The sequence below is a fragment of the Streptomyces sp. NPDC001922 genome (genome assembly GCF_042891165.1).
Lineage (GTDB): Bacteria > Actinomycetota > Actinomycetes > Streptomycetales > Streptomycetaceae > Streptomyces.
Map to the genome: position 1 here is coordinate 298,448 of NZ_JBIASV010000001.1, position 24,457 is coordinate 322,904.

Sequence of the window (24,457 nt, forward strand, 5' to 3'; positions counted from 1 at the left end):
GGTTCCATGGCCGCCGACCCCACCGCACGGAGCGACCCCACGGCAGGCAGCGGTGAGAACGCACGGAGCGACCGGTCCGCGCGCCGCCGGAGGATCCGCCTCGACGAGCACCTGCCCGTGGACCACCGTCTGAGCAAGGTCTACCGGGTGGGCGCCGGGGTCATGGGGCTGGTGCTGCTGGCGTTCGGCATCGTGGGACTCACCGGCAACATCGGGGTGTTCGACACCGGCGGTGACACGGTGGCCGGGCTGAACACCAACGGTGCGCTGAGCGTGCTGTCGGTCGTCGTGGGCGTGCTGCTCTTCGTCGGCATGGTGATCGGCGGGAACTTCGCCTCGACCCTGAACATCGTGATCAGCGTGGGGTTCCTGCTCAGCGGGTTCGTCAATCTCGCGCTGCTGGAGACCGACGTCAACTTCCTGGCGTTCCGCATCCAGAACGTCCTGTTCAGCTTTGTGGTCGGCATCGCCCTGATGATCTTCGGGATGTGGGGGCGGGTGAGTCTGACGCTGCCGCACGACAACCCGTACTGGCGGTCCCGGCACCCCGAACAGGCCGAGCGGGAGCAGGCGGCGCTGCGCGCCAAGGCGACCCGGCTGAGCATCCAGGCCCGGCAGCGCGACTGACGGCGGACGGCGAACGGCGGACGGCGGACGGCGAACAACGGAAGACGGACGACGGCGGACGGACGACGAACGACGGACGACGGACGACGGCGGACGGAACGGGGAAGTCCGGAACGGGACGGCCGGTGTGCGGACGCACGAGCCGGGACCGGGACGGGTCCCGGGCGCCGGTTCCGGCCGCCCCGGCCGAGCGTTCCGGCCAACTGCGCCGGAGGGCCGTCGAGGGCCACCGCTCCCCGACCGGGGCGGATACTCTGGGGCCATGCCTCGCTACGAGTACAGCTGCCGCTCCTGCGGGACCACCTTCGAGCTCAACCGCCCGATGGCCGAGTCCGACGCGCCCGCCACCTGCCCGGACGGCCACCAGGACACGGTGAAGCTGCTGTCCACCGTCGCCGTGGGCGGCACCGCCTCGGCCCCGGCCGCGCCCTCCGGTGGCGGCGGGGGCGGCTGCTGCGGTGGCGGCTGCTGCGGCTGACCGGACGCCACCGCTGCCCTCCGCGGCGGCCGTCACCACTGTCCGGGGCGGCCCGGGCAGTCGGCGTGCCCGTGACCGCCACGGATGCCCGGGCCCCTCGCCGCCTCCCGGACCGGCCGGTAGCTCCGGCCGGCCGGCGCGCGGTTCGTCGCGTCAGCGCTTGCGGGACAGCGTCAGGCCGTCAGCGATGGTGACCAGCACCGACTCCATGCGGTCGTCCGCGAGCACATGGTCGTTGAACGCCCGGATCGAGGCCGCGGCGCCGGTGGCGGCCGGGTCGGGGACCTGGCCGTGGAAGAGCACGTTGTCCACGACCAGCAGGCCGCCCTGCCGCATCCTGGGCACCAGTTCCTCCCAGTACGGGATGTAGTTCTCCTTGTCGGCGTCCAGGAACGCCATGTCGATGTGCGGCTCCTCGGGCATGCCGCGCAGGGTGTCGAGGGCGGGCGCGATCCGCAGGTCGACGCGGTCGGCCACCCCGGCCTTCGCCCAGGCCGCGCGGCCGTACGCGGTCCACTCCTCCGAGACGTCACAGGCGATCACCCGGCCGCCGGGCGGCAGCGCCTCGGCCATGGACAGGGTCGACAGGCCCGTGAAGGTGCCGATCTCCACGATGTGCCGGGCGCCGGTGAGCCGTACCAGAAAGGCCAGCAACGGGCCCTGTTCCTCGGCCACCTGGAGGCCGGCGACGTCGGCGAGGGCGGTGTGCGTGGTCTCGACGAGCTCCCGCTGCACCGGGTCGAGCGGCGGGTTGTGCGCGAGCACGTAGTCGTAGAGCTCCTGGGTCAGCGGGTTCGATTTCGACTCAGCCATGCCGTCATCCTGGCTCACCCGGAGACGGCGTGCAGCCTCTTCGGGAGACGGCCCGCACGGCCGCCGGTGACGACGAACGGCGTGCGACGTCACCGACGGACCAGCGCGCCCCGTCGACGGACATGCGCCGCCCCACCGCCGGACGGCGTCCGGCCTCACCCGGTGACGGCCCGCAGCATCTCCCGCAGGATCTCCTCCCCGGCGGCCACCCCGCGCAGCCCGAGTGCGGTGACCTGGGGAGCGGTCCAGCCGGTGTCGGCCAGTTCGCCGTGGCCGGGACGCCAGCCCCGGTCGCCGGCGAGCAGCAGGTCCGCGTCGAGGAGCGAGTCCCCGGCCGTGAGGACCTCGCCGGCACCCGTGCGGCGCACGACCTCGGCGAGCGCGGCGCTCTTGGTGAGCGGCTTCGGCACGGCGTAGACCTTGCGGCCCTGCAGCGAGACGGTCCAGCCCTGTTCCTCGGCCCAGTCGGCGAGGTCCTTGACCCAGCGGTCGGGGAGCAGCGCCCGGTCGACGACGAGATAGGCGAAGAGGTCCTCGGCGACCCGCTCCTTGAGCAGCCAGGACGGATCGGCGGAGCGCACCAGGTGCTCGCGGACGGCGGCGAGCGGGGCGCAGCCGGAGTCCAGGGTGCCGCGGACGTGGGCCTGCCAGTCGAGGTCGGACACGCCGTCCACCAGGAGGTGTCCGCCGTTGGCGCAGATCGCGTACCGGGCGGCGGGGCCGGGCAGGCGGATGCGGCCGTACTGCTCCCGGGTGCGGGTGGTGGTGGGCACGAAGACCGCGGCGCGGGCCAGTTCGGCGAGGAGGCCGGCCGCCGTCTCCGTCACGTAGGAGAGCGGCTGATGCTGGTAGACCTCGACGCAGAGCAGCCGGGGGGCCCGGTCGTCGGGCATGTCGAGCCCGAGGGCGGCGGCGGAGTAGATCAGGGTGCGGTCGAGGTCGCTGGCGACCAGGACGGGGGCGGTGGGAGCCGGGGTCATGACGCGTTCACCGCCCGGCCGTCGGTGCCGGTCGCCCCGCGGGTGTAGCGGGGGTGGATCAGGCCGACGCAGGTGTAGGGCAGGCCGTCGACCTCCTCGACCGGTACGTCGCGCTGCTCGGCGAGGAGCCGTACGTGGTCCAGGTCGGCGCCCGCGCCGCGGCGCGCGAGGATCCGCCAGGGGACGCGGCGCAGCAGGACGCGGGTGGTCTCGCCGACGCCGGGTTTGACGAGGTTCACGTCGTGGATGCCGTACTGCTCGCTGATCCGCTCCACGGCGGCCCAGCCCTCCCAGGTGGGGGTGCGGTCGGCGGCCATGAGCTCCTTGGCGTCGCGGGCGGCGTCGTCCGTGACCTCGTCGAAGCGGGCGGCGACGGTGTCGAGGAAGAGGCCGGAGACATCGGATCCGGCCAGTTCGCGGTAGAACTTCGCGCCGTGGAAGTCGTCCGGCCCGACGAGGTCGGCGCGCAGAACGGTCCGCGAGACCAGGCCGGAGACCGTGGAGTTGAGGCAGGCGGAGGGGATGAGGAAGTCCTCGCGGGTGCCGTAGGTGCGGACGCAGCGGCCCGGGTCGGCGAGCACCGCGACCTCCGGGTCGAATCCGGGGAAGGGCGCGACGGCGGCGGCCAGTTCGCGGGTGATGGCGCCCTTGCCGGTCCAGCCGTCGACGAAGACGACGTCGGCCGGGTCGTGGTGGGCCGCCAGCCAGCGCAGCGCCGTGGTGTCGATGCCCCGGCCGCGCACGATGGAGATGGCGTAGTGCGGGAGGTCGAGGCCGTGGGCGTGCCGGGCCCAGCGGCGCATGAGGACGCCGACGGGGGTTCCGGCGCGCGCCAGCGACACCAGGACCGGGCCGCCGCCCCGGCGGTCCGCGCCGCCGCGTTCGGCGAGGACGGTCTCGGTGACGGTGCCGACCGCGCGGGCGATCCGGGCGGCGGAGGTGTCCAGCGCGGAGCGGAAGAGGTCCTGGTAGGCGGCGTTGGGCTGGTACTCGACGGGCAGCGACTCCGCGTAGTGGGCGCCGCCGCGCTGGATGGCCTCCTCCCGCTCCTCGGTGGGCGCCTCCAGTGCGGCTTCGGAGAAGTCCTGGAGCAGCCAGCCGACGTCGTCGGGGGCGTAGGACGAGAAGGCGGGTCCGCGCAGCGGTTCCGGGAGGGCCCCGGTGCGGCCGGCGCCGGGTGACGTCGGTGCCGCCGCCGGGATGTCGTCCTGGTGTCGGCCATCGTCCCGCCGCTCGCCGCCGGGCGCGGTGCGGCTGCGCGCCGGGGCGGGGACGTACGAGGGCACCACGGCGAGCAGCACCCGGTCGGTGTGCGGGGCCAGATGCGCCAGCAGGCCGCCGGGGGCGTGGAGTTCGGGGGTGTCGCCGACGGAGTCGACCACGGTGACGACCGCGTCGAAGCGGCGGCCGGGGTCGCTGCCGGGGGCGACGTTGTAGGCGTAGCGGTGCCCGGGGCCGTCCGCCGGGGCGTCGTGGTCGCCGAAGACGAGCCGGGTGCGGATCGCGTATCCGGGGTCGTCGACGGCGAGGACCGGGGAGCGCGTCGTGGTGGAGTAGCGGACCTCCGCGTCCACCGCCCGGTCCAGGGCCTGCGCCAGCCGCAGCGGCGCGTACATCAGCTCCTCGAAGCCGAGGACGAGCACCCGCCGGGCCCCCGCGGGCAGGGCCGCGGCGATCCGGGCGGCCATGTCCGGGAGGGCCCGGTCGAGCGCGTCCCGGTGGGCGGGGGTGAAGCCGTGCCGCCCGCCGTCCGGGAGGCCCGCGGGCCAGCCCAGGTCGACGCGGACCGCCGCGTGCGCGTCCGCGGGCGCGGGCGGCGGTGTCTCGTACTCCTCGACGAGCCGGCGGCCCCGGTCCAGGACGTCCTCGGGCAGCCGGACACCACCCGCGGCCAGGGCGACCAGGTCCACCCGGGCGCCGAGCCCCGCGGCGAAGGCGTCGAGCCGCTCCCGGTCCTCGGCCGACCGCATGTCGACGAGGGCGACCACCACGTAGTGGTCACGCGGGTGGCGGGCGTGCAGCGAGCGAATGGTGTTGCGGACGGTGTTGCCGGTGGAGAACTCGTCGTCGACCAGGACCAGCGGGCCGTCCCCGGTCAGCAGCTCCGGGTCCTCGGGCAGCAGCAGGTGGTCGGTGGCGTGGCTGTGGGCCTCCTGGAACTCGGCGGCCGGCCCGACCCCGGCCACCGGTCGGCGGGTGGAGTGCAGACAGGGCGCGGTGCCCAGCCCGTCGGCCACCGAGTGGCCGAGGCCGGTGGCGGTCTCCGCGTAGCCCAGGACGACGGCCCGCGCGGCGGCCTCCTCGCCAAGCAGCTCGCGTACCCGCCGGCCCAGCCCGAAGCCCGCTCCGTGGACGGCGTCCGGCCGCTGCGGCACGTGCTTGCCGAGGACGTCGGAGACGAGGAGGTGGGCCCGTTTGGGGTTGCGGCGCAGCGCCAGGCCCAGCAGGCCGGTCAGCTCCTCGTCCCCGGTGAGCTCCACACCCAGCCGGTCCGCGACCCACTGTCCCGACCACACCATGCCGCGCCGTTCTCCCGTCCTGTCGGCGGCCGTCCTGTCGACGACCGGCCCGTATTCCGTCATGTCCGCGGCAGCCACACCGTCCGCCGCCGCCCTCCCGGGAGGCGCCCCGGTCCCGGAGGAACCTTTCCCCGGAGAACCGGTTCCCGGCCCGCCACTCACCCTCGTCCGCCCGCCGCGGCCCGCAGCCGTCACGTCAGCCCCGCGGCGAGCAGTTCGACGAAGCCCACGTCCTCCCGGGCCACCCCGAAGACCTCGGCCCGCAGGAGCGTGCGCTCGGCCCACGCCCGGTGCGGCTTCACCTCGTTCATCTTGTTCGTGTACGCCGACCGCAGCACTCCGCCGCCACAGCGTTCCGGTTTCAGTATGTCCGCTGCGTCGCTGAACTCCTCATGGCTGACCACGGACAACGCATGGACGGGGGTGACGTGCGAGGGGTGGATGCAGGTCTTGCCCTGCAGACCGTTGGCCCGGTCCAGCTCGATCTCCCGCAGCAGCCCGTCCAGGTCGTGCTCGATGAGCGCGGTGCGCAGCTCCTCGGCCCGCCCGGTGAACGGACTGCGCCGCAGTTGCGGCTTGAACATCCGCTCCTGGAGCCGGAAGTACTCCCAGACCGGCCCGGTCACGGTGTAGCCGGTGCCGTCCGCCCGGCCGAGGGTGTTCACCACGTCGCCGATCACCGAGGCGACGATCTGGACGTCGTAGGCGGTCATGTCGGGCGGGCGGCGCAGTCCGTAGGCGGAGCAGAAGTCGGTGACACCGAGCCGCAGCGCCAGGACGCGGTCGCGGTACTTGTCGACGGTCCGCCGGATACCGGCCAGCGTCTCGGGGCGGCTCTCCAGGTGCAGCAGTTCCGGCGACTCCAGGACGGGCATGGCGAAGAGCCGCCGCCCGCAGTCCGCCTCGGCCGCGGTCAGCGCCTCCAGGAAGGGCACCCCGCGCTCCTCGGTGAACTTCGGCAGCACGAATCCGGACAGGGTCCGCACGGCGGGGCCGAGCCGGTGCACGAGGTCGGGGATCTGCCCCGGCTCCCGGACGCGGACGAAGAGCAGGGGGTGGTCCTGTACGTCGTGGTGGAGGGCGGTGAGGTGCCGGACCAGGTTGTCCTCGGCGGCCGCGACCTCGGTGTCGCTGATGGAGTCCTCCAGGCACAGCACCATGGACACCACACCGCGGGCCGCCTGTTTGAGCACGTCCTCGGCGAGCCGGGGACGGGTCGCGGGGCTGTAGAGCGTCGCGCCGAGGGCGGCGGCGAGCGTACGGGCCGGGGAGTCCGCGGTGAACTCGGCCGGTTCACGGTGGAACAGTCCCTGGCGGACGCCGGGCGACAGGTGCCCGAAATGACGCATGCGTTCCCCCGTGCTGATGACAGTGCGACGACTCGATCCAGCCGGTCATCGTACGTCCGGCCAAGGGTCAAGAGTTCCCCAAAACCATGAGCGAGTCCATAAAAACCAAGTAACCGGTACGCGTCACCGACGTTGCCGACAGCCGGACACCCGGGGCTCCTCGGAACCCCCGCGTTGTTCCCGCTGTCACGGGGAGGGCAGGATTGCGGACATGACGCATGCGATGCTCAAGGGGTCGAACATCCCGCTGGAGGCCACCACCGTACGGGCGGTACTGCGCTGGACCCCCGGTCCGGACGTACCCGATGTCGATGCGTCGGCCCTGCTGCTGGGCCCCGACGGGCGGGTGCGTACGGATGAGGACTTCATCTTCTACAACCAGCCGCAGCACCCCTCCGGCCTGGTCCGCCACCTGACCAAGAAGCGGGTGGCCGAGGGGCTCACCGACACCATCGAGGCGGAGCTGCCGCCGCTGGAGCCGTCGGTCGACCGGGTGGTGCTGGCGGCGTCCGCGGACGGCGGCGCCTTCGGCATGGTCCCGGACCTGTGCGTGCTGCTGTACGGCGCGGACGAGCCGGCGGCCGGCGGCGAGCCCGGCAGCGGCGAGCCGATCGCGACGTTCGCGGTGCAGCCCGAGACCGGCGACGAAACCGCCCTGATCTGCGGGGAGTTCTACCGCCGCGGGGACGCCTGGAAGTTCCGCGCGCTGGGCCAGGGCTACGACTCCGGTCTGCTCGGCCTGGCCACGGAGTTCGGGATCTCGGTCGAGGAGGGCGGGCCGGAGGCGGCCGGCACCCCGGAGCCGGAGACCTGGCCGCAGCCCGGTCCCGAGGCGCAGCAGTCGCCGTCCCAGCCGCTGCCCGAGGCACAGCCCGAGCCGCGCCCCGTCGCCGACTCCGCGCCCACCGAGCCGCTGCAGCAGGGGTACGGCTATCCGCCGCTGCCCCCGACCGCCCCGCCCACGGTGCCGCCGCAGCAGCCCGCGCCCGCGTACGGCTACCCGCAGCAGCCCGCGTACGGATATCCGCAGACGCCGACGGGCGAACCGGTCACGCTGCCGCCCCAGGGACCGCAGTTCCAGCAGAACCGTTGAGTTGACGGCGGCCGGTTCCGTGCGCCGGAACCGGCCCCGGCGCACGGGCCGTTCGGAGGGGCGGCCCCCGCAGAACGCCGCGGACGGGATCGTCTAGACCCCGGTCTTCTTGTACCCCCGGCCCCAGTGCATCCCCCAGCCGTAGAGCCGGTCGAGTTCGGCCTGGAAGCCGTAGACGTACTTCACCTCGCGCCGGACCGTCAGCTCGCCCTTGTTGTTCTCGATCATCATCACGGCACAGGAGCGGGCCTGCGGGGCGCGCTCGTCGAGGCCGATCTCCACCCGTGGGCCGTTGCTCGGGTAGAGGGTGACGACGGCGTGCGTGCGGTCGAAGGCCGGGGTTCCGTCGTAGATGTAGACGAAGATCAGCAGCCGCTTGATCTCGTCCCGGTGGTCCAGGTTGATGTAGATCGTCTCGCCGGAGCCGGAGCCGAACCGGTCGTCGCCGCTGAGCTTCACATACGGCGGGGAGTTGATGTCGCCGAGGAACTCGCCGAGCGGCTGGACGACGCCCTTGGTGCCGTCCTGCAACTCGTACAGGCAGGCCAGGTCGAGGTCGATCTGCACCACCGCGGGCCCCTGCGCCTGCACCATCTCGGGCTGGAACATCCTCAGCGGGTGGCGCAGCAGGTCCCTGACGCTGCGGGACCGGCCGCCGATGTCGGAGGTGCGCATCCGCCAGGACAGGTTGACGCGCAGATTGCCGGTGGCCGCGCCCTGTTTGGTGAGCGACACCGTGGCATGGCGTTTCGTCAGCTCGATGGTGTTCGACGACGCGTTGCCGCTGTCGAAGCCCGACCCTCCGCCCCGCAGCACGTTGTTCCAGAAGGACATCTCGACCCCCACACTTGTCGGCCCCGAACAGCACGGGGCGGCCACGAGGACTGCACCTCGTGACCGCCCCGGTTCAGAGCGTTCCTCAAACCCGCCGTCGTCACACCCCGGAGGTGACCTCGGACTTCTGCTCGCTGGAGCCGTCCTCGGCCGCCTCGGCGCGGTTGCGGCGCACCGACGACCAGAAGGACAAGGCGATCAGCGCGACGCCGAGGCCGCCGGTGATGACCTCGGGGATCTCGTACTGGATGGTGACGAGCAGAAGCACCGCGAGGGCGCCGATGGCGTAGTGCGCACCGTGCTCCAGGTAGACGTACTCGTCGAGCGTGCCCTGGCGCACCAGGTAGACGGTGAGCGACCGGACGTACATCGCGCCGATGCCGAGACCCAGCGCCATCCAGAAGATCTGGTTGGTGACGGCGAAGGCGCCGATGACGCCGTCGAAGGAGAAGGACGCGTCCAGCACCTCGAGGTAGAGGAACATGAAGAACGCGGCCTTGCCCGCGAGGCCGACCATGGTGGGCTCCTTGCCCGCCTTCTTGGCCTCCTCCTCGGCCTCCTGCTCGCGCTCCTCCTCTTCCTCGAGCTTGTTCTCGAAGTGGCTGGAGAGCCCGCCCACCAGGAGGTAGGTGATCAGACCGGCGACCCCCGCGAGCAGCACGGTGGACGACTTGTCGGCGTGACCGGTGCTCTGGTGCGCGTGGGTGGCGACGGTCATCGCCGAGATCAGCAGCACGATCAGGGCGATGCAGACCGACAGCATGTCGACCTTGCCGAGCTTGGCGAGCGGACGCTCGATCCAGCCGAGCCACTTGATGTCCCGGTCCTCGAAGATGAAGTCGAGGAAGATCATCAGCAGGAACATGCCACCGAATGCGGCGATCGCCGGGTGGGCGTCGGTGACCAGGTCCTTGTACTCGTCCGGCTTGTCCAGAGCGAGCTGCACGGCCTCGATCGGCCCCACCTTGGCGCTGATCGCGACGATCACGACCGGGAACACCAGCCGCATACCGAAGACTGCGATGAGAATGCCGATGGTGAGGAAGATCTTCTGCCAGAAGGCATTCATCTTCTTCAGCACGCCGGCATTGACGACGGCGTTGTCGAAGGAGAGGGAGATCTCGAGGATGGACAGGATCAGCACGACCCCGAACGCCTGCCACCCCCATCCCCAGGCGGCTGCGGCAAGGCCGATCACCGTGACGGCGAACGACCAGCCGAACGTTTTCAGAAGCACTGGCTACCCAATCGTGTGTACGGGGTCCCCCGCGCCCGGGGCGCAGGCTTTACGAAACATTGACCCCGAAGTCTAGAGCGATGCCTCGGAGTCCTGACGCGTACCCCTGTCCCACCGCCCGGAACTTCCATTCCCCTTCGTACCGGTAGACCTCGCCGAAGATCATCGCGGTTTCGCCCGAGGCGTCCTCGCTGAGGTCGTAACGTGCCAGCTCCTGCTGGTCCGCCTGGTTCACCACCCGGATAAACGCATTCCTGACCTGGCCGAATGTCTGGCCGCGGGCGTCGGCGTCATGAATCGACACCGGAAAGATGATCTTGTCCACGCGCTCCGGCACGGCGGAGAGGTCGATCAGGAGTGACTCGTCGTCGCCCTCGCCCTCACCGGTGAGGTTGTCTCCGGTGTGCTCCACGGAGCCGTCGGGGCTCTTGAGGTTGTTGTAGAAGACGAACCACTCGTCGCCGAGCACCTTGCCCGCCTGGCAGAGCAGGGCACTGGCATCGAGGTCGAACGGCGCACCGGTGGTGGAGCGCGCGTCCCAGCCCAGTCCGACCATCACCTGCCTGAGGTTCGGCGCGGCCTTGGAGAGGGAGACATTGCCCCCTTTGGCGAGCGTGACGCCCATGTTTCTTTCCTCCCCTGAGTGATCTGCGGGTGACCTTGCGCGAGCAGCACCCGATCCGCGTCCGGCGCCGCACCCCGGGAGGGTGGCGGCGCCGGACACCGGTGGACCTGAGGTCAGACGTTGACCCCGAAGTCCTGCGCGATGCCGCGCAGACCCGAGGCATACCCCTGTCCGATGGCCCGGAACTTCCACTCCGCGCCGTTGCGGTACAGCTCGCCGAAGACCATGGCGGTCTCCGTCGAGGCGTCCTCGCTGAGGTCGTACCGCGCCAGCTCGTTGTTGTCGGCCTGGTTCACCACGCGGATGAACGCGTTGCGGACCTGGCCGAAACTCTGCTGACGGCTCTCCGCCTCGTAGATCGAGACGGGGAACACGATCTTGGTGACATCGGCCGGTACGGCGGCCAGGTTCACCTTGATCTGCTCGTCGTCGCCCTCGCCCTCACCGGTGATGTTGTCACCGGTGTGCTCGACCGAGCCGTCCGGGCTCTTGAGGTTGTTGAAGAACACGAAGTTCTGGTCGTTGCCGACCTTGCCCTCGGCGTTGGTCAGCAGAGCGCTGGCGTCGAGGTCGAAGTCGGTACCGGTGGTGGTACGGGCGTCCCAGCCCAGTCCGACGGTGACCGCCGTCAGGTTGGGGGCTGCCTTGGACAGCGAGACGTTGCCGCCCTTGCTGAGGCTGACTCCCACGAGTCCTCCCATCGATTCGAGGGGAACGTAGACAACCTGCGCCCCCGTCGTGCTTGGCATCGGATCAACGAATCGATCCTAGTGAGCGGTTCCCCCCGACTACAGGGGGTTTGCCGCGGAGAGTCCCGGTCAGAGCGTGTCGAGGGCCTTCACGTACTCGTTCAGGTCCCGGGCGTCGGGCAGACCGTTGACCACGGTCCAGCGCACCACGCCCTCCTTGTCGATGATGAAGGTGCCGCGGACCGCGCAGCCCTTCTCCTCGTCGAAGACGCCGTACGCACGCGATGCCTCGCCGTGCGGCCAGAAGTCCGACAGCAGGGGGTACTCCAGGCCCTCCTGCTCGGCGAAGACGCGGAGGGTGAACGGGGAGTCGTTGGAGACGGCGAGCAGCTGCACGTCGTCGTTGACGAAGCGGGGCAGCTCGTCCCGCAGGGCGCACAGCTCGCCGGTGCAGACGCCGGTGAAGGCGAACGGGTAGAAGAGGAGGACGACGTTCTTCTCCCCGCGGAAGTCGGAGAGACGCACGGTCTCGCCGTGCTGGTTCTTCAGCTCAAGATCCGGGGCCTTCGTACCGACCTCGATCGCCATGGCGCGTATCCCTCTCTCGAGACGGGCCGGCCCCCGGGAGGCCCTGTGCCGCCCCGGCGCCGGCGGGTTCCCGGCCAGTCTGTCACTGCGGGCGGGGCCGGACGCACCATGCCCCCGGTGGCGGGGCCACCGGGGGCATGGGATGCCTGTCGTGTCCGGACCGGGGGCGGGGCCCCGGGAGCCGGACGGCAGGGGAATCGGAGGCGGGATCCGTGAGCGGATGCCCGGTGCGGGAGCGGGGCGCGGGCACCGCCGACCGCGCCCTCGTCAGGCCCTGGGCGCTGCCCTCCGTGGCCGGTCCACCGGCCCGCGGCGAGCGGACGGGGCCGAGCGGGCGGGGCCACGGGCGGGCCCGGTGCCGTACGGCACCGGGCCGCCGCACCGCGAGGCGGAGGCGGGCCCGGCCGGTGACCGTCTAGCGCTTGCCCGAGCGGGCGGCCTTCGGGGTCACCAGACGGCTGCCGGTCCAGTCCTTGCCCGCGTTGATGCTGCTGGTCTGCGCCAGGCCGGCGGTCTGCGCGGCCTCGCCGATGTCACTCGGCTCGACATATCCGTCGCGCCCGGTCTTCGGCGTCATCAGCCAGACCGGGGACCCGGAGTCGATCATCGTGGTGGCGTCCACCAGCGCGTCCGTCAGGTCACCGTCGTCGTCGCGGAACCACAGCACAACGGCGTCGGCCACGTCGTCGTAGTCCTCATCGACGAGGTCCGTGCCGGTGAGTTCCTCGATGGCCTCACGCAGCTCCTGCTCGGTGTCGTCGTCGTAACCGAGCTCCTGGACCACCTGTCCGGGCTGGAAACCCAGCCTGGCGGCAGGGTTGGTCCGCTCCTCCGCGTGGTCCGCGGTCGCGCTCACGGATTGCCTCCTGTCATATTTCGAGAAGATGCCTGTCACCCCACGCGTACGCGAGGTATTGGGCGTAGTCCACACGGGCCGGGCGGTTCGCGCAAGTACCCGGCCACTGATCCCGCCCAAACGTATGGGGGCGCCCCCATACGGCGTTATGCGGAGCATAGGGAGTCATGGGGGACTCTTGCCGCATCTCCCATCATGACGGAACGGCCCGCAGTGATTCACCTCACAGAGGCGTACCGTGGGCCGGGAGCCGGAGTGTAGGCGCCGGGCGACCGGGAAGTGCGGAATCGGTCGATCCGATTCCGGAATCAGCGAGTCCGGTTGACCGGCGCCCGCAGGCGGAGCACTGGGCCCGTGGGCGTAAGGTTGCGATTTGGCCGCATGGCAGAACGACTGCCGGAGGGCCCGGAATCTCACAGAGTGGCGTTACCGCCCAGTAGAGATGACGTTTCCGTCCCCTGAGGTACACGATGGGAGGCGGCGCGACACCAGCAGAGAGTGCCCTGACCACACGCAGGGCATGACCCGAACAGCGAAGGAACAGCGTGGCTTCCGGATCCGATCGCAACCCGATCATCATTGGCGGCCTTCCCAGCCAGGTCCCGGACTTTGATCCCGAAGAGACCGGGGAATGGCTCGACTCGCTCGACGCAGCCGTCGACGAGCGGGGCCGTGAACGTGCCCGCTACCTGATGCTCCGCCTGATCGAGCGTGCCCGCGAGAAGCGCGTGGCCGTGCCCGAGATGCGCAGCACGGACTACGTGAACACCATCGCGACCAAGGACGAGCCGTTCTTCCCCGGCAACGAGGAGATCGAGCGCAAGGTCCTCAACGCGACCCGGTGGAACGCGGCGGTGATGGTCTCCCGCGCGCAGCGTCCCGGTATCGGCGTCGGCGGCCACATCGCCACCTTCGCCTCGTCGGCGTCGCTCTACGACGTGGGCTTCAACCACTTCTTCCGCGGCAAGGACGAGGGCGACGGCGGTGACCAGATCTTCTTCCAGGGGCACGCGTCGCCGGGCATCTACGCCCGCGCGTACCTCCTGGACCGCCTGAACGAGCAGCAGCTCGACGCCTTCCGCCAGGAGAAGTCGAAGGCCCCCTACGGCCTCTCCAGCTACCCGCACCCGCGGCTGATGCCGGACTTCTGGGAGTTCCCGACCGTCTCCATGGGCCTCGGCCCGATGGGCGCGATCTACCAGGCGCGGATGAACCGCTACCTGGAGGCCCGCGGCATCGCGGACACCTCCAAGTCCCATGTGTGGGCCTACCTCGGCGACGGCGAGATGGACGAGCCGGAGTCGCTCGGCCAGCTGTCCATCGCCGCCCGTGAGGGCCTGGACAACCTGACCTTCGTGGTCAACTGCAACCTGCAGCGCCTCGACGGCCCGGTGCGCGGCAACGGCAAGATCATGCAGGAGCTGGAGTCGTACTTCCGCGGCGCCGGCTGGAACGTGATCAAGCTGGTCTGGGACCGCAGCTGGGACCCGCTGCTCGCCCAGGACCGGGACGGTGTGCTGGTCAACCGGCTGAACACCACCCCCGACGGGCAGTTCCAGACCTACGCCACCGAGACCGGCGCGTACATCCGCGAGCACTTCTTCGGTGACGACCTGCGGCTGCGCAAGATGGTCGAGGGCATGACCGACGACCAGATCCTGCACCTGGGCCGCGGTGGCCACGACCACAAGAAGATCTACGCGGCGTACGCGGCGGCCAAGGCCCACAAGGGCCAGCCGACCGTGATCCTGGCGCAGACCGTCAAGGGCTGGACGCTCGGCCCGAACTTCGAGGGCCGCAACGCGACCCACCAGATGAAGAAGCTGACGGTCGACGACCTCAAGGGCTTCCGCGACCGGCTGCACCTGCCGATCCCGGACAAGGAGCTGGAGTCCGGCGTCCCGCCGTACTACCACCCGGGGCGCGACTCCGAGGAGATCCAGTACATGCACGACCGCCGCCAGGGTCTGGGCGGCTACGTGCCGACCCGGGTCGTGCGGTCGAAGCCGCTGAACCTCCCGGACGACAAGGCCTACGCGCCGGTCAAGAAGGGCTCCGGCCAGCAGTCGATCGCCACCACCATGGCGTTCGTCCGGCTGCTCAAGGACCTCATGCGGGACAAGGAGATCGGCAAGCGCTTCGTGCTGATCGCCCCGGACGAGTACCGGACCTTCGGCATGGACTCGTTCTTCCCGTCGGCGAAGATCTACAACCCGCTGGGCCAGCAGTACGAGTCCGTGGACCGGGAGCTGCTCCTGGCCTACAAGGAGTCCCCGACCGGCCAGATGCTGCACGACGGCATCTCCGAGGCGGGCTGCACGTCCTCGCTGATCGCCGCCGGATCGTCCTACGCGACGCACGGCGAGCCGCTGATCCCGGTGTACGTCTTCTACTCGATGTTCGGGTTCCAGCGCACCGGTGACCAGTTCTGGCAGATGGCCGACCAGCTGGCGCGCGGCTTCGTGCTGGGCGCGACCGCCGGCCGCACGACGCTGACCGGTGAGGGTCTGCAGCACGCGGACGGCCACTCGCAGCTGCTGGCCTCGACCAACCCGGCCGCCGTCGCGTACGACCCGGCCTACGGCTACGAGATCGCGCACATCGTCAAGGACGGTCTGCGCCGGATGTACGGCTCGTCCGACGAGCACCCGCACGGCGAGGACATCTTCTACTACCTCACCGTGTACAACGAGCCGATCCAGCACCCGGCCGAGCCGGGCGACGTGGACGTCGAGGGCATCCTCAAGGGCATCCACCGGATCAAGCAGGGCGAGCAGGGCGAGATCCCGGCCCAGATCCTCGCCTCCGGTGTGGCGGTGCCGTGGGCGGTCGAGGCGCAGCAGATCCTCGCCGAGGAGTGGAACGTCAAGGCGGACGTCTGGTCGGCGACCTCCTGGAACGAGCTGCGCCGCGACGCGGTCGAGGCCGAGGAGCACAACCTCCTGCACCCGGAGGAGGAGCAGCGCGTTCCGTACATCACGCAGAAGCTCCAGAGCGCCGAGGGCCCGAAGGTGGCCGTGTCCGACTGGATGCGGGCCGTTCCGGACCAGATCGCTCGCTGGGTGCCGGGCAGCTACCAGTCGCTGGGCGCCGACGGGTTCGGCTTCGCCGACACCCGGGGTGCGGCGCGCCGCTTCTTCCACATCGACGCCCAGTCGATCGTCCTCGGCGTGCTCACCGAGCTCGCCAAGGAGGGCAAGGTCGACCGCTCGGTGCTGAAGCAGGCGATCGACCGCTACCAGCTGCTCGACGTGGCGGCGGCCGACCCGGGCGCCGCGGGCGGCGACGCGTGAGGACCCGCCTGCACGGCGTGTGAACGCACGGCGCGCCCCGGCCGGATCGACATCCGGCCGGGGCGCGCCATTTGTGCGTGCCCTCAGGTCCGGTGACCACCCGTCGGCCTGCCCAGGCCGTGGCCCGCACTGCCGCGGGTCCTCCCGGTCGTCCCGGGTATCGCGCGGTCCGGCCCGCCCCGCGACCCCATCCGGCCGCATGAACGGAGGTACCCGCGCTCACGGGTGTGTCCGAAACCAGCCATCGTCCCTCCTCGGGTTCGGCCGTATCGGGCTCCTCCTTCGGCTACCCCGGACGGCCGTTTCCAGACACGGCGTCGGCGTGATCGGGACGACGGTCCGGGCGCTCAGCGCTCCCAGATCTTGAACGCCCGTACCTGGTACGGCGATTGGGGCACCCAACTGCCGCCGCCCGGATACGTGTCGAATTCCCCGGTCTCCTCGCACGCGGCGGACTGGTAGCCGGTGACGGGCCGGCCGGTCCGGTTGGCCAGCGAGAGCACGGCGCCGCGCGGGACCGGGACACAGCTCTCGATGGCGGTGCCGGAGAGTTCATAGGTGTGCCGGACGCCGCGGAAGTCGCCCTTCCGCCAGAGACAGAGCTGTCCCGCGGCGCAGTCGCCGAGGGGTGGTCCCGCGGTGGGGGCCGCCCGGCCGGGGGCGGTCAGCGGCCCGGCCGCGGCCGGCGGTCCGGCCGGGAGGAACAGGGCCGCGGCCGCGGCGGTGGCGGCGGTCAGGACGGCGGTACGCCGTGTCATACGCATCAGCATCACTCCCCGTGACAGTGCCGGGCGGCGGTCCGGCGTGCGGACCACCGCCCGGCGGTCTCGCCGTGAGCCTCGCGCAGCCCCGCCGCCGCTCCAAGGGCCTGGCGCCGATGCCACCCGGATAGGCGACAGCCCTGCCGGGCGGGCCCGGCAGGGCTGTTGACAGGTGTCCGGAGGTGCGGGCAACGCACCGGCCGCCGCGAGCCGCCGACGGGCGGCACCGGCGTCAGAGGTGCGCTCCCCCGGCTCCCGCCTCGGCGTTCTCACCGCGCTTGGTGAGGACGGCGACCAGGGCCGCAGCGGCGGCGACACACCCGGCGACGACGAAGGAGACCCCCATGCCCGACACGAACGTGTCATGGGCGACGGCGGTGATCTTCTCGGCGATCGGCGGCGGAGTGCCCTTCGGGACCGGGGCCGCGCCCACGGAGACCGCGTCGGCGAGCTTGCCCATCTGCCCCTCCGGCACCGGGGGCAGCTTGGCGTCGGCCCAGTTGCCGGGCAGCGTGTCGTCCACCCGGTTGGCCATGACCGCGCCGAGCACCGCCGTGCCGAGGCTGCCGCCGACCTGCATGGCGGCCTGCTGGAGTCCGCCGGCCACGCCGGAGTGCTCGATCGGGGCGTTGCCGACGATCACTTCGGTGGCGCCGACCATGACCGGGGCGAGCCCCAGGCCCAGCAGCGCGAACCAGAGCGACATCAGACCCGTGCCGGTGCCGATCTCCAGGGTGGAGAGGCCGAACAGCGCGATCGCCGTGATCACCATGGCGCCGACCAGCGGGATGCGCGGGCCCACCTTGGTGATGAGGGCACCCGCGGCCGGCGAGGCGACGATCATCATGGCGGTGAGCGGCAGCAGGTGCAGGCCGCTGTCGACCGGCGTCATGCCGTGCACGTTCTGCAGATAGAAGGTGACGAAGAACAGCCCGCCCATGAAGCCGAACGCCATCAGCACCATCAGCACGGTGCCGGCGGAGAGCGGCGCGGAGCGGAACATCCGCAGCGGCAGCAGCGGCTCGCGGGCCTTGGCCTCCCAGACGACGAACAGCACGAAGCTCAGCAGCGCCAGGCCGAGGAAGAGCAGCGTCCGGGACGAGCCCCAGTGCCACTCATGGGCCTTGATGAGCGCCCAGATGAGGCAGAACATCGCCCCCGACAGCAGGACGATGCCGGGGATGTCGAAGGACTTCGCGGTGTTCTCGGCCCGGTGGTCCTTGAGGATCACCACACCGAGCACCACCGCGAGCAGGCCGACGGGCACGTTGATGAAGAACACCGACTGCCAGTTGACGTGCTCGACGAGCAGGCCGCCGATGATCGGGCCGGCGGCGGTGGAGGCACCGATCACCGCGCCCCAGATGCCGATGGCCATGTTCAGCTTCTCGGCCGGGAAGGTGGCCCGGAGCAGGCCCAGGGCCGCGGGCATCAGCAGCGCGCCGAACAGCCCCTGGAACACCCGGAAGAGCACGACGGCCACGACGCTGTCGGACAGTCCGATGGCCCCCGACGCGGCGGCGAAGCCCGCCACGCCGATCAGGAAGGTCTGGCGGTGGCCGAAGCGGTCACCGAGCTTGCCGGCCGTGATCAGGGCGACGGCCAGGGCGAGCATGTAGCTGTTGGTGATCCACTGCACGTCGGCGAGCGATGCGCCGAGGTCCGACTGGATCGCGGGGTTGGCGATCGCGACGATCGTGCCGTCGAGCGCGACCATCATCACCCCGATGGCGACGGCGAAGAGCGTCAGCCAGGGGTGGCCCCGCAGCCCCTTGCGGGACTCCGTGACGGGATGGTCCGTCGCCGCACGGGCGACGGTGGTCTGAGAGGTCATGTTCGGAGGCTAATGTCAGCGTCTGACAAATGACAAACAGATTCATGAGTCGGTTGCTGTCACCTTGCACACAGGTAGGGTGAGCAGCGAGAACGCGGCAGAAAGAGGGCCGACACGTGACGCTCGATCAGCCGGCGCCCGCCGGGGACACACCGGCACCGACGGGCCTGCGGGAACTGAAGAAGCTGCGCACCCGGAACGCCCTGATGCGTTCCGCCCTGGAGCTGTTCACCGCCCAGGGGTACGAGCGGACGACGGTCGACGAGATCGCCGAGGCCGTGGAGGTCTCACAGCGGACCTTCTTCCGGTACTTCACCAGCAAGGAAGAGGTCGCCTTCGCCCTCCAGGACGCCGCCGAGTCCCACTTCCTCGCGGCCCTGAACGAACGCCCCGCGGACGAGGCACCGCTGACCGCACTGCGCAATGCCGTCATGTTCGTGTGGGACACCATCGACCGGGCCATCGGCGAGACCGTGCCGCCCGAGCTGTACCTGCGCATGTACCGGACGATCGAGTCGACCCCCGCCCTGCTCGCCGTCCACCTGCGACGCTCGGTGGAGATGGAGGAGCGCCTGGCTCAGGAGGTCGCCCGGCGCGAGGGGCTGGACGTCGAGGCCGACCCGCGGCCGCGGGTGCTCGTGGCGGCGTTCGGCGGGGTGATGCGGCTGACCGGGCAGCTCTGGGGGGCGGGCGAGGACGTGAGCATCGAGGCTCTCCGCGCCGTCACCGTCAGCTACCTGGACCGGATCGGGCCGGCGCTCGCCGGGGACTGGCGACCTCACGGTCCGTAGCCGTCACGGGACATCGTGCCGACGATAGCGCCCAATGTGACACTCATTGCACCCCAATGAAACGTGATCTCGGTCACGCCCTGCACGGGGCGCCCTCCGCTTCTCCTAGGGTGTCCCGCAGTGTCTTCTTTCCCTGAGCTCGGCTCCTCCACCCCCACCTGGTTCGGCGACTCCCCTGCATGGCGTGCGGTGCTCGCCCTGGCCGTGGTGTTCGTTCTGCTCGCGACCACCGGCTGGACCGCCGTCCGCCACCACCGGCCCGACCCCGGGCCGCGGCAGGCGGCACTCACCGCCTGGGAGGAGGGCTCCATCGACGGGCGCGAGCTCCCCGACCCGGAGGCCGGACGGGCGACCGTGGCCGGTTTCTTCGGGTCGCTGACGCCGCAGCAGCGGGCGGAGCTCGCTCAGCGCTATCCCCTGGTCGTCGGCAACCTCGGCGGCGCCCCGGTGGAGCTGCGTTACCGGGCCAACCGGATCGCGCTCGACGAGGCCCGGGACACGGCGAAGGAGCGGATGAAGGACCGCCGGCTCACCCCGGACGGCCGCCGGCAGGCCGGCCGGCTGATGAACCGGTTCACCTCGATGATGGGCAAGGACCGGCAGATCCTGGCCTTCGACCCGACCGGGCAGGGCCGGGCCGCCGAGGTCTTCGGTGACCTCACGCGGGCCCGCCAGGTCTCGGTCGTGGTGCCCGGGGTGGACACCAACCTCACCACCTTCGAGCGCACCCGGCAGAAGAACCGGGCACCGGTCGGCATGGCCCGCTCGCTGTACCACGCCGAGCGCGCCGAGCAGCCCACGGCGCGCACCGCGGTGATCGCCTGGGCCGACTACACGGCCCCGGCCGGACTGGGCGTGGACGCCGCCACCGGCCGGCTCGCCGAGGACGGCGCCGTACGGCTGCGCGCCCTCGTCGACTCCCTGCCGGGCGGCACCGACCGGGTCTCGCTGTTCTGCCACAGCTACGGTTCGGTCGTCTGCGGCGTCGCCGCGCGCGACCTGTCGCCGAAGGTCACCGACATCGCGGTGGCGGGCAGCCCCGGCATGCGGGCCGAGAGCTACGCCGGGCTCGGCACCCGGGCCCGCGTCTGGGCCACCCGGGACTCCGACGACTGGATCCGGGACGTGCCCAACCTGGAGATCGGCGAGCTGGGCCACGGCGCCGACCCGGTGTCCGCGGGCTTCGGCGCCCGGGTGATCTCCGCGGACCGGGCCGTCGGGCACGCCGGGTACTTCGAGCCGGGCACCGACAGCCTGGAGAACTTCGCCGAGATCGGCGTCGGCGCACTGGGCTCGATCACCTGTGCGCACGGCACGACGACCTCGTGCACCTCCGGAACCACAGCACCCGAAGACGTTTGACGCGCGTAGCGCAGCAAAGGGGGACGGGCGGGCGACCGCCGCATACGATGAGCCGCATGGGTGATGTGCTGGCCGGTTTTCACACCGTCTGGGAGTTCGACACGGACTCCGTGCTCATCCGCTTCGAACGGGGGATCCGCACGCCGAAGCTGTTCCAGGTGCTCGGCGAGCGACGCATCCCCTACGAGGCGCTGGCGTCGGTGGAGCTCACACACGGCAGACGGGGAACGGTGGCGCTGCGCGCCGTGCCCCGGCCCGGCGCCGACCCGCTGATGGACGTGGCCGACGGACAGCTCAAGACGGGCTGCGACCCGTACCGGCTGGTGCTCCCCGCCGAGCGCGAGACGCTCGCCGAGTACTACGCCGACGCGATGCGCTCCGCCCTCGGCGAGCACGCGGCGGAACCGGCCGAGCGGTACCTGGTCACGGCGCCGCCGCCGCCGATGAGCTTCAAGGCCTACGACGGCAAGGCGCACTTCGACGGGAGCTCGGTCTCGTTCCGCTGGTTCTGGACGGGTGCCTCCTCCGCCAAGTGGAAGGCCGGGGACCAGAGCTTCACGGTGCAGGAGCTGGAGGGCGTGGACTGGCGCTCGCCCGAGGTGCTGCACGGGTATCTGCGGCTGGTCCGCCGCGCGGCGCCGGACGCCGCCGGCTGCGCGGCGCACGACCCGCGGCCCGGTGCGGCCGACCAGGACCCGGCGGCCGTGGTCTTCGGTCTCGGCTACGGGCTGGTGCACGAGTCGCTGCCGTTCGCCGCCTCGGTCCTGGAGGCCGTCCGGGCCGCCGAGCCGGAGCAGGGCCGCTGTGTGCCGGCGCCCCGGACGCCGACGGTCCTCGCCGACAAGGCCCGGCCCGACCCGGCGGACATCGCGGACCGCATCCGGCACCTGGGCGCGCTGCACGAGGCGGGGCTGCTGACGGACGACGAGTTCAGCTCGAAGAAGGCGGAGCTGCTCGCCGAGTTGTAGGGCCCGGGGCGGCGGAGAGCCGCCCCGGGTGCCCTGCGGCGGGCCCCCGCGTGGCCCGCTACTCGCGGCCCGCCGAGGTGAACCGCATGTCGGGGTAGCGCGTCCCGGCCACCCGGCCCGCGATGGGGTCCAGCAGCGCGAGTTCGTCCGCGGTCAGGTCGAGCCGGGTCGCCGCGGTGTTCTCCTCGACCCGGGTGCGCTTCCGGGTGCCCGGGATGGGCACGACCGGCAGGCCGTGCTCCACGGCCCGCTGCTGCACCCAGGCGAGCGCGATCTGGCCGAGGGTGGCGCCCCGCCGCTCGGCGATCGTGCGGACGGGCGCCAGCAGTTCGGCGTTGGCCGCCGCGTTGTCCCCGGTGAAGCGGGGCATGGTCTTCCGGAAGTCGTCCGTGGTGAGTTCGGTGTCGGCGTTGACGAACGACCCGGTGAGGAAGCCCCTGCCGAGCGGCGAGTACGGCACGAAGGCGACGCCCAGTTCGGCCGCGGCCGGTACCACCGTGTTCTCCACGTCGCGGCTGAACAGCGACCACTCCGACTGGACGGCGGCGATCGGGTGCACGGCGTGCGCGGCGCGCAGCTCCTCACCCGTGACCTCGCTCAGTCCCAGGTGCTTCACCTTCCCCTCCTGCACCAGTTCGGCCATCGCGCCGGCCGTCTCCTCGATCGGCACCTCGGGGTCGCGCCGGTGCATGTAGTAGAGGTCGATCGTGTCGACGCCCAGGCGCCGCAGGCTGCCCTCGACGCACTCCCGGAGGTACGGCCGGTCGTTCCGGATCCCCCGGTACGAGGGGTCGTCCGGGTCCAGGACGATGCCGAACTTCGTGGCGAGCACGATCTCGTCGCGGTGGGCCCGCACGAAGGGGGCGAGGAACTTCTCGTTCTCCCCGAAGCCGTACATGTCCGCGGTGTCGTAGAGCGTGACGCCCAGGTCCAGCGCCCGCTCCAGGGTGGCCCGTGCCTCGGTGGCGTCCGTCGGGCCGTAGGCGAAGCTCATGCCCATGCAGCCGAGGCCCTGGACGCCGGTCAGCGGGCCGCCGGTGCCCAGCTCCACCTGTGCGATCGGGTCGGTCGTGCCGTTGTTCTCCGTGCTCATCGCCTTGCCCCACTCATCCGTTCCGCTGGTGCTCCTGCGCCGGCGGCACCGGCGTAGGTGTCGATCTTGTAGTCGAGGACCGCGAGGGTGCCGGCCAGTTCGTCGATCCGCCGCCGCACGTCCTCGCGGTGCGCCAGCAGCAGGTCCCGCCGCTCCTCGACTGTGCCGTCGCCCAGCCGTACCAGCTCCGCGTAGCGGACCATGTCCGCGACCGGCATGCCGGTCAGCCGGAGCCGGCCGACGAACGCGAGCCAGTCCAGATCCCGGTTGCGGTAGCGCCGCTGGCCGGTGTGCGAGCGGTCGACGTGCGGCATCAGCCCGATCCGCTCGTACCAGCGCAGGGTGTGCGCGGTCAGGCCGGTGACGGCCGCGACCTCGCTGATCGTGTAGCGGTCCGCTCCGGCCGGGCGGGGATGCGGGTCATCGGACCCGGTGCACTGGAGCACCCATGCGGGCACCCCCTCCGTCACGGTCATACCGGCCCCCGTCCCTCGCAGGTCTTCAGCGTTGGGCCAACGCCCTCACGACGACGTCAACGCTAAAGAGTTGGAGCGCACTCCAAGCAAGCGCGAGCAACCGGCATTTTCCGGCCAACGAGGCCGGGATCCGGCCGGTTCCGTACGGCCCCCGGCCCGCTGCCGGGCGCCCGGGGCCCCGGGTTAGGCTCGGGCCATGCAGAGCCTGAGCATGATCGAGAACTGGCCGGTTCCCACCGCGGCGGCCGCCGTCGTCCGCGCGGACGGCAGCGTCGCAGGGTCGCACGGCCCGGTCGACCACCGCTTCCCGCTCGCCTCGGTCACCAAGCCGCTCGCCGCCTACGCCGCGCTCGTCGCCTACGAGGAGGGCGCCGTCGAGCTCGACGAGCCCGCGGGCCCCGAGGGCTCCACGGTGCGGCACCTGCTCGCGCACACCTCGGGCCTCGCCTTCGACGAGCAGCGGATCATGGCGGAGCCCGGCAACCGGCGGCTCTACTCCAACACCGGTTTCGAGGCCCTCGGCGACCACATCGCCAAGGCCACGGACATCCCCTTCGCCGAGTACCTGCGCCAGGCGGTGCTGGTGCCGCTGGGCATGACCGCCACCGACCTGCCGGGCTCCCCCGCCAAGGACGGCGTGTCGACCGTCTCCGACCTGGTCCGGTTCGCGGCGGAGCTCCAGGCGCCGCAGCTGCTGGACCCGCGGACCGTCGCCGAGGCGACCGCGGTGGTCCACCCCGGCCTGGCGGGCGTGCTGCCCGGCTACGGGCACCAGCGGCCGAACGACTGGGGGCTCGGGTTCGAGATCCGTGCGGCCAAGTCGCCGCACTGGACGGGCTCGGCCTCCTCGCCCCGGACCTTCGGCCACTTCGGCCAGTCCGGGACGTTCCTCTGGGTCGACCCCGACGCGCGGCTGGCCTGCGTGGCGCTCACCGACCGCGCCTTCGGTCCCTGGGCCGTCGAGGCCTGGCCGGCGTTCACCGACGCGGTGCTGGCCGAGGCGTCCGGCCGCTGAGCCACGGTGCCGGGTGTCGGGTGTCGGGTGCCGGGTGTCGTTGTTGGGTGCGGGTGTGTGGTGGGTTTCGGGGGTGGGGGGGGCGGGGGGGGGGGGGGGGGGGGGGGTTTTTTTGGGGGGGGGGGGGGGGCCCAGAAACCGCGGGGTGGGGGGGGGGGCCGCCCCCGGCGGGCCCC

At 71.6% G+C, this 24,457-nt stretch carries 22 protein-coding genes; 8 read left to right on the forward strand and 14 right to left on the reverse strand.

Annotated elements, in window-relative coordinates; translation table 11 throughout:
• The first annotated feature begins 6 nt into the window (after positions 1–6).
• Positions 7–627, forward strand: coding sequence for a DUF4383 domain-containing protein (locus ACFYYR_RS01290; protein WP_388845480.1), 621 nt, complete (start codon positions 7–9; stop codon positions 625–627).
• Positions 628–889: 262 nt separating this feature from the next.
• Positions 890–1,105, forward strand: a complete 216-nt coding sequence (locus tag ACFYYR_RS01295; RefSeq protein WP_388845483.1) for a zinc ribbon domain-containing protein — start codon at positions 890–892, stop codon at positions 1,103–1,105.
• A gap of 153 nt (positions 1,106–1,258) precedes the next feature.
• On the opposite strand, the gene ACFYYR_RS01300 is transcribed toward ACFYYR_RS01295, so the two are convergent.
• From ACFYYR_RS01300 to ACFYYR_RS01315, 4 genes are all read right to left on the reverse strand, one after another.
• Positions 1,259–1,918, reverse strand: coding sequence for an O-methyltransferase (locus ACFYYR_RS01300; RefSeq protein WP_388845486.1), 660 nt, complete (start codon positions 1,916–1,918; stop codon positions 1,259–1,261).
• 155 nt (positions 1,919–2,073) lie between these two features.
• Complete coding sequence (locus ACFYYR_RS01305; protein ID WP_388845489.1) at positions 2,074–2,898, reverse strand: HAD family hydrolase; 825 nt, start codon at positions 2,896–2,898, stop codon at positions 2,074–2,076.
• Positions 2,895–5,417: a phosphoribosyltransferase gene (locus ACFYYR_RS01310; protein WP_388846411.1), complete on the reverse strand. Its 2,523-nt coding sequence runs from the start codon at positions 5,415–5,417 to the stop codon at positions 2,895–2,897. Before ACFYYR_RS01310 ends, ACFYYR_RS01305 begins: the two co-directional genes overlap by 4 nt.
• 191 nt (positions 5,418–5,608) lie before the next feature.
• Entirely contained in the window at positions 5,609–6,766 is a 1,158-nt protein-coding gene (locus ACFYYR_RS01315) for an HpcH/HpaI aldolase/citrate lyase family protein (RefSeq protein ID WP_388845491.1), read from the reverse strand.
• A gap of 211 nt (positions 6,767–6,977) precedes the next feature.
• Here ACFYYR_RS01315 and ACFYYR_RS01320 point away from each other — a divergent pair, with 211 nt between their 5' ends.
• Complete coding sequence (locus ACFYYR_RS01320; RefSeq protein ID WP_388845493.1) at positions 6,978–7,859, forward strand: TerD family protein; 882 nt, start codon at positions 6,978–6,980, stop codon at positions 7,857–7,859.
• Between the two features lie 93 nt (positions 7,860–7,952).
• Here the strand turns inward: ACFYYR_RS01320 and ACFYYR_RS01325 are convergent, their stop codons facing one another.
• From ACFYYR_RS01325 to ACFYYR_RS01350, 6 genes are all read right to left on the reverse strand, one after another.
• A complete protein-coding gene (locus ACFYYR_RS01325; RefSeq protein WP_388845496.1) occupies positions 7,953–8,693 on the reverse strand; it encodes a Tellurium resistance in 741 nt (246 codons plus the stop codon).
• Between the two features lie 100 nt (positions 8,694–8,793).
• Positions 8,794–9,930: a DUF475 domain-containing protein gene (locus ACFYYR_RS01330; RefSeq protein ID WP_388845499.1), complete on the reverse strand. Its 1,137-nt coding sequence runs from the start codon at positions 9,928–9,930 to the stop codon at positions 8,794–8,796.
• A gap of 49 nt (positions 9,931–9,979) precedes the next feature.
• Entirely contained in the window at positions 9,980–10,555 is a 576-nt protein-coding gene (locus ACFYYR_RS01335; RefSeq protein WP_388845502.1) for a TerD family protein, read from the reverse strand.
• 113 nt (positions 10,556–10,668) lie between these two features.
• Positions 10,669–11,244 carry a TerD family protein gene (locus ACFYYR_RS01340; RefSeq protein WP_351510234.1) on the reverse strand — a complete coding sequence of 192 codons (576 nt, stop codon included), beginning with the start codon at positions 11,242–11,244 and terminating at the stop codon, positions 10,669–10,671.
• Positions 11,245–11,373: 129 nt separating this feature from the next.
• The gene (locus ACFYYR_RS01345; protein WP_388845505.1) at positions 11,374–11,832 is read right to left on the reverse strand and encodes a peroxiredoxin; all 459 of its coding nucleotides are present in this window, start codon (positions 11,830–11,832) and stop codon (positions 11,374–11,376) included.
• Between the two features lie 415 nt (positions 11,833–12,247).
• Positions 12,248–12,688 (reverse strand): DUF3052 domain-containing protein, encoded by a 441-nt coding sequence (locus tag ACFYYR_RS01350; RefSeq protein ID WP_388845508.1) that lies wholly within the window; start codon positions 12,686–12,688, stop codon positions 12,248–12,250.
• A 545-nt stretch (positions 12,689–13,233) separates the two neighbouring features.
• Here ACFYYR_RS01350 and aceE point away from each other — a divergent pair.
• Positions 13,234–15,981 carry a pyruvate dehydrogenase (acetyl-transferring), homodimeric type gene (aceE, locus tag ACFYYR_RS01355; protein WP_388845511.1) on the forward strand — a complete coding sequence of 916 codons (2,748 nt, stop codon included), beginning with the start codon at positions 13,234–13,236 and terminating at the stop codon, positions 15,979–15,981.
• 347 nt (positions 15,982–16,328) lie between these two features.
• Here the strand turns inward: aceE and ACFYYR_RS01360 are convergent, their stop codons facing one another.
• Positions 16,329–16,739: a peptidase inhibitor family I36 protein gene (locus ACFYYR_RS01360; RefSeq protein ID WP_388845514.1), complete on the reverse strand. Its 411-nt coding sequence runs from the start codon at positions 16,737–16,739 to the stop codon at positions 16,329–16,331.
• 235 nt (positions 16,740–16,974) lie between these two features.
• Positions 16,975–18,576: an MFS transporter gene (locus ACFYYR_RS01365; RefSeq protein WP_388845518.1), complete on the reverse strand. Its 1,602-nt coding sequence runs from the start codon at positions 18,574–18,576 to the stop codon at positions 16,975–16,977.
• A 116-nt stretch (positions 18,577–18,692) separates the two neighbouring features.
• Between ACFYYR_RS01365 and ACFYYR_RS01370 the strand changes: the two genes are divergently transcribed.
• From ACFYYR_RS01370 to ACFYYR_RS01380, 3 genes are all read left to right on the forward strand, one after another.
• Positions 18,693–19,367 (forward strand): TetR family transcriptional regulator, encoded by a 675-nt coding sequence (locus ACFYYR_RS01370; protein WP_388845521.1) that lies wholly within the window; start codon positions 18,693–18,695, stop codon positions 19,365–19,367.
• A gap of 120 nt (positions 19,368–19,487) precedes the next feature.
• Complete coding sequence (locus tag ACFYYR_RS01375; protein WP_388845524.1) at positions 19,488–20,729, forward strand: alpha/beta hydrolase; 1,242 nt, start codon at positions 19,488–19,490, stop codon at positions 20,727–20,729.
• A gap of 56 nt (positions 20,730–20,785) precedes the next feature.
• Positions 20,786–21,697: a DUF4429 domain-containing protein gene (locus ACFYYR_RS01380; protein ID WP_388845527.1), complete on the forward strand. Its 912-nt coding sequence runs from the start codon at positions 20,786–20,788 to the stop codon at positions 21,695–21,697.
• Positions 21,698–21,755: 58 nt separating this feature from the next.
• On the opposite strand, the gene ACFYYR_RS01385 is transcribed toward ACFYYR_RS01380, so the two are convergent.
• Positions 21,756–22,790, reverse strand: a complete 1,035-nt coding sequence (locus ACFYYR_RS01385) for an aldo/keto reductase (RefSeq protein WP_388845529.1) — start codon at positions 22,788–22,790, stop codon at positions 21,756–21,758.
• Complete coding sequence (locus ACFYYR_RS01390) at positions 22,787–23,266, reverse strand: MerR family transcriptional regulator (RefSeq protein WP_388845532.1); 480 nt, start codon at positions 23,264–23,266, stop codon at positions 22,787–22,789. Before ACFYYR_RS01390 ends, ACFYYR_RS01385 begins: the two co-directional genes overlap by 4 nt.
• Before the next feature lie 196 nt (positions 23,267–23,462).
• On the opposite strand from ACFYYR_RS01390, the gene ACFYYR_RS01395 reads away from it, so the two are divergent.
• Positions 23,463–24,281: a serine hydrolase domain-containing protein gene (locus ACFYYR_RS01395; RefSeq protein WP_388845535.1), complete on the forward strand. Its 819-nt coding sequence runs from the start codon at positions 23,463–23,465 to the stop codon at positions 24,279–24,281.
• Positions 24,282–24,457 lie beyond the last annotated feature (176 nt).

What these genes read in the sequence shown, in the direction of transcription:
- ACFYYR_RS01290 (WP_388845480.1), top strand. Translation starts at nt 7, where the DNA reads ATGGCCGCCGACCCCACCGCACGGAGCGACCCCACGGCAGGCAGCGGT.
- ACFYYR_RS01295 (WP_388845483.1), top strand. Translation starts at nt 890, where the DNA reads ATGCCTCGCTACGAGTACAGCTGCCGCTCCTGCGGGACCACCTTCGAG.
- ACFYYR_RS01300 (WP_388845486.1), bottom strand. Translation starts at nt 1,918, where the DNA reads ATGGCTGAGTCGAAATCGAACCCGCTGACCCAGGAGCTCTACGACTAC.
- ACFYYR_RS01305 (WP_388845489.1), bottom strand. Translation starts at nt 2,898, where the DNA reads ATGACCCCGGCTCCCACCGCCCCCGTCCTGGTCGCCAGCGACCTCGAC.
- ACFYYR_RS01310 (WP_388846411.1), bottom strand. Translation starts at nt 5,417, where the DNA reads ATGGTGTGGTCGGGACAGTGGGTCGCGGACCGGCTGGGTGTGGAGCTC.
- ACFYYR_RS01315 (WP_388845491.1), bottom strand. Translation starts at nt 6,766, where the DNA reads ATGCGTCATTTCGGGCACCTGTCGCCCGGCGTCCGCCAGGGACTGTTC.
- ACFYYR_RS01320 (WP_388845493.1), top strand. Translation starts at nt 6,978, where the DNA reads ATGACGCATGCGATGCTCAAGGGGTCGAACATCCCGCTGGAGGCCACC.
- ACFYYR_RS01325 (WP_388845496.1), bottom strand. Translation starts at nt 8,693, where the DNA reads ATGTCCTTCTGGAACAACGTGCTGCGGGGCGGAGGGTCGGGCTTCGAC.
- ACFYYR_RS01335 (WP_388845502.1), bottom strand. Translation starts at nt 10,555, where the DNA reads ATGGGCGTCACGCTCGCCAAAGGGGGCAATGTCTCCCTCTCCAAGGCC.
- ACFYYR_RS01345 (WP_388845505.1), bottom strand. Translation starts at nt 11,832, where the DNA reads ATGGCGATCGAGGTCGGTACGAAGGCCCCGGATCTTGAGCTGAAGAAC.
- ACFYYR_RS01360 (WP_388845514.1), bottom strand. Translation starts at nt 16,739, where the DNA reads ATGACACGGCGTACCGCCGTCCTGACCGCCGCCACCGCCGCGGCCGCG.
- ACFYYR_RS01365 (WP_388845518.1), bottom strand. Translation starts at nt 18,576, where the DNA reads ATGACCTCTCAGACCACCGTCGCCCGTGCGGCGACGGACCATCCCGTC.
- ACFYYR_RS01380 (WP_388845527.1), top strand. Translation starts at nt 20,786, where the DNA reads ATGGGTGATGTGCTGGCCGGTTTTCACACCGTCTGGGAGTTCGACACG.
- ACFYYR_RS01385 (WP_388845529.1), bottom strand. Translation starts at nt 22,790, where the DNA reads ATGAGCACGGAGAACAACGGCACGACCGACCCGATCGCACAGGTGGAG.
- ACFYYR_RS01390 (WP_388845532.1), bottom strand. Translation starts at nt 23,266, where the DNA reads ATGACCGTGACGGAGGGGGTGCCCGCATGGGTGCTCCAGTGCACCGGG.
- ACFYYR_RS01395 (WP_388845535.1), top strand. Translation starts at nt 23,463, where the DNA reads ATGCAGAGCCTGAGCATGATCGAGAACTGGCCGGTTCCCACCGCGGCG.